The organism is Nostoc sp. UHCC 0251 (genome assembly GCF_034932245.1).
Lineage (GTDB): Bacteria > Cyanobacteriota > Cyanobacteriia > Cyanobacteriales > Nostocaceae > Nostoc.
In genome coordinates, this window is the sequence record NZ_JAYGHD010000460.1 from 1 (window position 1) to 5,967 (window position 5,967).

General features: G+C 44.0%; 4 protein-coding genes. 1 reads left to right on the forward strand and 3 read right to left on the reverse strand.

Features of this window, described 5'->3' with window-relative positions; translation table 11 throughout:
- Nucleotides 1–355: 355 nt before the first annotated feature.
- Nucleotides 356–1,855: a multicopper oxidase family protein gene (locus VB740_RS35425; protein WP_323204482.1), complete on the forward strand. Its 1,500-nt coding sequence runs from the start codon at nt 356–358 to the stop codon at nt 1,853–1,855.
- A gap of 156 nt (nt 1,856–2,011) precedes the next feature.
- Here VB740_RS35425 and VB740_RS35430 read toward each other — a convergent pair whose 3' ends face one another.
- The 3 genes from VB740_RS35430 to VB740_RS35440 form a co-directional block, all read right to left on the reverse strand.
- A complete protein-coding gene (locus VB740_RS35430; RefSeq protein WP_323204483.1) occupies nt 2,012–3,697 on the reverse strand; it encodes an RluA family pseudouridine synthase in 1,686 nt (561 codons plus the stop codon).
- 142 nt (nt 3,698–3,839) lie between these two features.
- On the reverse strand, nt 3,840–5,168 hold the full coding sequence (locus VB740_RS35435) for a hypothetical protein (RefSeq protein ID WP_323204484.1): 1,329 nt from the start codon (nt 5,166–5,168) through the stop codon (nt 3,840–3,842).
- A 144-nt stretch (nt 5,169–5,312) separates the two neighbouring features.
- Nucleotides 5,313–5,738 carry a GFA family protein gene (locus VB740_RS35440; RefSeq protein ID WP_323204485.1) on the reverse strand — a complete coding sequence of 142 codons (426 nt, stop codon included), beginning with the start codon at nt 5,736–5,738 and terminating at the stop codon, nt 5,313–5,315.
- Nucleotides 5,739–5,967 lie beyond the last annotated feature (229 nt).

Sequence of the window (5,967 nt, forward strand, 5' to 3'; positions counted from 1 at the left end):
AGACGCGAAGCGCAACTTGCATTGCGTCATTGTTTCAATCTCACGTTTTTAAACGCGGGTTCCCTACACCCTACCCCCTATCCCCTACACCCTCTGAATAACTGATTGACTTTTTGTACATATATTTGTAAGTTTAACAAACAAACATAAATTTACATTAATCAAGAAATACTATGCAACTGATAAAACATTGATAAAAGATGCTTGGTAAAAACCTGAAACGATCTATTTACGTTAATACACAAGAGAATGTGTTTATACAGTACGTAAATCTTAGTATTTCAAACTTTTTCAAATCTAGTGATTGGTAGAGTCATTCAGGCTAATTTCGCAATACACCAACAAAGAAATTAACATGATAAAAATAAATAGACGAGAAGCCCTGAAGCTAGGAGCGCTTACAGGTGGTTCTTTGCTGCTTCCTCTCAGCTTCCTATCTCGTGGACAAGCAGCTACTGCTGGTAGTCCTCAGCCTAATCGTTTTACTGTCAAACTTCCCATACCGCCAGTACTTAAACCAGTGCGGAGTGATGCAACCACAGATTATTACCAGATTACGATGAGAAAAGCTCTGGTTAATATTTTGCCTGGGCTAACAACGCAGATATGGGGTTATAACGGTATTGCTCCTGGCCCCACAATTAAGCAACGTCAAGGGCGACGATCAATTGTTCGCTTTATTAATAACAGTGTCGATACACCAACATCTACTCACTTGCATGGAATGGCATCGTTACCGCAGTACGATGGCTATGCTGAAGATTTAACAGCACCGGGTTTCTACAAAGATTACATCTATCCGAATAAACGCGCGGCTACGTTATGGTATCACGACCACGCTATTCATAATACTGCACGTAATGTTTATATGGGCTTGGCAGGCATGTACCTTGTTCAAGATGACTTTGAGCTTGGACTACCTTTACCCAAGGGTAAATACGACGTACCACTGCTTATCCAAGATAAGCAGTTTACTAAAACTGGCAAATTAGTCTTCGATAACCAAGGTAGAATAAGTCAATATGGTGATGTCATTTTGGTTAATGGTGCGCCTTGGCCACGCATGGAGGTAAGTACCCATAAGTACCGTTTCCGAATTTTGAATGGTTCAACTTCGCGCTCTTACAATCTTGCTCTAAGCAACGGTGATGATTTCATTATGATTGGCACTGATAGCGGATTAATGAGCGCACCAGTTAGAGTCAAAAATTTCCGGTTTGCGCCGGGAGAACGTTACGAATTTATTATTGACTTTTCTAAATATCCAGTCGGCTCTCAGGTAGTGCTGCGAAATCTCGGACTTCCTAACAACACGAATTACGACGGTACGAATCAAATTATGCGCTTTGATGTTGTGCGGCGTGAACCAGATAATAGCTCTATTCCCTCCAGGTTACGTACAATCCAGCCTATCCCAGAATCTTCAGCAGTACGAACCAGAGAATTTAAGTATGAGCGCTCTAATGGTCTGTGGGTGATCAATGGCAAAGCCTGGAATAAGACGCGAATTGATGCTAATCCTCGATTAGGCGATGTTGAAATCTGGAAATTGTCTAACCCATCAGGTCGTGCGTTTCATCCTATCCACCTTCACCTAATTGATTGCCAAATGCTTGACCGTAATGGTAGACCACCTTTCCGTTACGAGCGTGGGAGGAAAGATGTCTTTTATGTTGGGGAAAACGAGACTGTACGAGTAATTGGCAAGTTTAGCCCCAATACAGGTAAATATATGTCACACTGCCACAATACGGTTCACGAAGACCACGATATGATGAATCAGTTTGAAGTGGGACAGGGGGGACGCTCACCTTTTGCAATTGCAGCAAAGCCACTTCCAGCTCCACCTTTATAGAGCTAAGAGGATGTTTAGAGAGAAGGCAGGGGAGCAGGGGAGCAGGGGAGCAGGGGAGCAGGGGAGGCAAAAAAATTTGTATCAATTCTTTGGTGAATTGGTATGAGTACTTGCAACAAGTCTTTCTCCTTGTCCCCAAGTCCTTTTCGTTGAGTGTCAAAAAGGTGTAATTGCTTGTAAATGCAGGGTTTTTTCTAACTGCGGATGCTCGAAGCGAAGTTCTCTGGCGTGCAGATGTAACCGACTGGTAACTGCACAGCATCCATAAAGGCGATCGCCTAAAATAGTTACCCCAAGTCCTCGGACATCAGCCGCATGAACCCTTAATTGATGGGTGCGCCCCGTTAGCGGTGTAAATTCTACGCGGGTATAATCTTGGTCTCTCGCCATCACTTGGAAGTGTGTCAAGCTGGGTTTACCGCGCTGCCAATCAACTTTTTGATAAGGGCGATTTTCAGGATCTCCCCACAGTGGTAGTTCAATTGTACCCTGGTCAACTGGCACAGCACCGGAAAGTATGGCTTCATAAACCTTGTGAACCTGGCGTTGCTGAAACTGCTGGCTGAGTTGCCGATGGGTTTGGCGATCGCGTGCCAACAACAAAATCCCAGAAGTTTCTTGATCTAGGCGATGCACAGTTGCCAGTGTCATCCCATCCTGTAATAGATGACGTAAGCGACTCAAGACACTATCTTGGCGATCGCTATAACGCCCAGGCACCGAAAGTAATCCAGGAGGTTTGTTTACAGCAATTAGCCATTCGTCTTCATAAATAATGGGTAAAGTGATCTCCCTATCAGGGGAGGGGCTTCTTATTCCCCTGCTAGGGGAGAGGGCTTGGGGTTTAGGTTTCAAGCCTGAGAGCAAAAACCCCATTAATGGCTGACATCGCTCGGCACATGCTCCATAAAATTCCCCCTGGATTTTATCCTGATTTACGGAAGATGCACCCCACCAAAATTCTGCCATTGCCAATGGTTTTAGATTATGTGTTGCTGCATAATGGAGCAGTTTTGGGGCACAACAGTCTCCTGTGCCAGTGGGTGAGCCTCCTGGCATCAATTGCTGTAATGATAGCGATCGCCCAGAAAAATTAGTCAGGCTGTAGGTAGCGTGCATCTGAGCTTGGAGTTGACGGGACAGTGCTTTACGCTGTTGTTTCAGTTCGCTAATTCGTGCATCCGTCGCCGTAATTAACTGCTGGAGGGGCTGTAATACTGCATTTTGCTGGCGTTTAAGTTGTCGTCGCTCAATTCCCTGCTCACGGCTCTCTTCGTCGAGTTGTTCAAGGGCAATCGTAAGTGCTTCTGGAGAAAGTATATTGCAGATTTGCTGACGTTTTTCTTGTCGTTGATGTTTGCAATGGCGATGGCGATCGCTCATTGTTTGCAATTGTTGCTCAAATTCATCAAACAGAGTTTTGTACTGCTGGCGTTCGGTTAGTTGCTTCAGGTTGAGGATTTCCTGCTTAATCACGTCTAACTGTGCCAAAGTCCGGGCTTCCTCTAAAGCAACCTCGTCTCGTCCTGGAATTGGTGGAACCCAGCCCTCAACCACACTGCAACCATTCAAAAGACCGGAGAAGGCTTTGAGTACCCTTTGTTCGCCATTAGCCAGTTCAACCAATAGTATTCCATACATCTTGCCTTCACGAGAATAATAGTCATTGTTGGCAAGCTGTTGCATTAGTCCGTAGGCGATCGCTTCGGATATTGAGGTACGGGGTAATCTTAGGCGATTGCCACTTTGGAGACAATGCCCTTCATACCAATAATTAGGAAATGAGTCGCTGAGAGCAAAATCGCAGTCGATGAAATCTGAAAGTGCGTGGTGAACTACCATACAAAGTATGATTGCAAATCTAGCTGATTAAAATTATCGAAAATTTGGGTTTAAAACCTCGCCCTTCTAGGGTGACTTTACATTTAATCAACGCCTCTATTAACAAGGTAGTGCCAGTGCGATCGCCAGATAACTCTAGGATTTAGCCAGCAGGAATCGATGAATCGCTCTCCGGTGGATTGTCTTGTTGTGGTGGAAGCGGTTGTTCAAATGAGTTATCTTCTGTGAATGTAGATTCTGGCTCTTTTGTCATACCATGTTGCTCTTGCCCTCTCAGCCCAAGATATGTTGCGGCACTGATTCCTTGTAGCGTTAGAAGTGTTTCATCAAATTCCGGCATTGCCAGATTTTTAAAGACTTCCCAAACAAAGAATAATCCGATCGCAAGTGTCCAAATAAATGTTTGGAACCGATGAAAGTTGACACCATTAATATCCGATAATATATCGTAGAAAAAACCTTCAGAAACACGTTGACTACCTTTTCTCTTTTTCTCATTACCCTGCCCATCAATTAACGAACTACCAAACGCAGTGATAGAATTGATTCCTAATAATATTAGTGATTGTTCAGTCAAAATATTAGTATAATCTCCTGTTACACCGTAGATAATCAGATAGGAACCAAAAATTAGAAATGTCCAAAAAGCAAGTTGAGATATGGATAGACTGAACGGATTTCTGTTCAACTTTTTTCTACCAAGAAAAAATTGAGCAATTCGGGTTTTGCGATATTCGTTTTCAAGATTAACCTTTTCTGTGAGCAACAGTTCCTGGCCAGCAATCACCTCTTTTTTAGAATAAACCCCTTCTATTCCAGGGCTACGAAGAGTGTTTCGGCAATACCTAATGAATAATAATACAACAGCCACAAGTAGAAGCAGACATAGCCAAAATCGCCACGAAAACAGAACTATTTTTAATTGAGGAGGTGATAAGGGATTGCTTACCGGAATTGCAAGTTTTCTGGGACAGCCTACTCCCGCGATCACGTTAATACTGTATCTGCTTCCTCTACCAAGCAACGCATTCCATGCAGCTTGAGACGAGTCGGTACGTTCAAGTCGAAAGGCTAACCAGTTATCATCAACAATTTTCTTTTGATCTTTACCCGGAATCATGACGATGACTGGTTCTCCGTGGACATCCTCTAGTTCATAGCCATCTAGGTACAAGACTAATTGTCGAGGATCAAATGCATTGGTGGCATTAACTGCTGCATTTCTGGTCGCTGCTGATAATCCTTCAACTCTTACCCTGATGCGATCGCCCATCTTAACTTGATTACGACCATTGTCGGCAATGACTTGTTGAGTTTTGAGACTAGGAGGTACTGAACATACCTGAGACGATGCAAAATTCCCAGAAGGGCCATCTGAACTATCTTGAGCAATTACTGCAAAGTTGATAGAAACAATCAACAGAAAAACCAACAAAAAAATAGCAGTAAATCTTTTAACATTTCTATACATCGCTCGGTATTCCACCAACAGTGATTACTATGTCGGTAGTGTAACCATACTTGGTCATCCCGTATATTAAAAAACTTGTCCGAATACGCAGAGCGAATGCGTTATCGTTGTGGAAGAAATAAATTTACTGTATCAGCCCTCTCTTCATGCTATTTTTTTGGCCATGGGTGGCATCTTAGCGAACTTTGGCAGGTCTGGGTTCATGTAATCCCACGGCTGGGCACTGGCTGTGTAAAGATCCATCGCAGGCTGGAACCAGCTTGGGTCATCAAGACTCCCTGCCATAATGCCCATTAGCTCAGGGATGGGAGGCTTGCTAAATAATCGGGAACCGCAGTTTGGGCAAAAGCCTCGACCAACAACGCTTCCGCTATCACCAATCACATCATAGTATTTAATATCTCCGGTGACGGTGACTGCACTCTGCGGTACAAGAAGTCCAGATGCATACGCACCTCCTGTGGCCCGTTGACAATCACGACAGTGGCAATTCCCCATTGTAATGGGTTCGGCTAAACATTCGTAGCGGACAGAACCGCATAAACAACCGCCAGTAAATTTTGTTGCCATAAAAATATCTCTCCTTAAAAGCGAAAAGTCTGATCGTCGGGGTCTCCCCCAAGAACAACTTTTCAAGACAGCTTTGCTAGGACGCGGGTTTATTCATTACACTTGCGGTGCATCCTGATTTACACGGTAGCGATCGCACTCTTATCTAGTAGTCTGCCAACCCAAAAATGCTAGGTGAGGTCTGGGGAAAGGGGAAAGGGGAAAGGGTAAGGGATTTAAAACCTTTCCC

Coding starts and splice junctions, on each gene's coding strand:
- VB740_RS35425 (WP_323204482.1), top strand. CDS start 356: ATGATAAAAATAAATAGACGAGAAGCCCTGAAGCTAGGAGCGCTTACA.
- VB740_RS35430 (WP_323204483.1), bottom strand. CDS start 3,697: ATGGTAGTTCACCACGCACTTTCAGATTTCATCGACTGCGATTTTGCT.
- VB740_RS35435 (WP_323204484.1), bottom strand. CDS start 5,168: ATGTATAGAAATGTTAAAAGATTTACTGCTATTTTTTTGTTGGTTTTT.
- VB740_RS35440 (WP_323204485.1), bottom strand. CDS start 5,738: ATGGCAACAAAATTTACTGGCGGTTGTTTATGCGGTTCTGTCCGCTAC.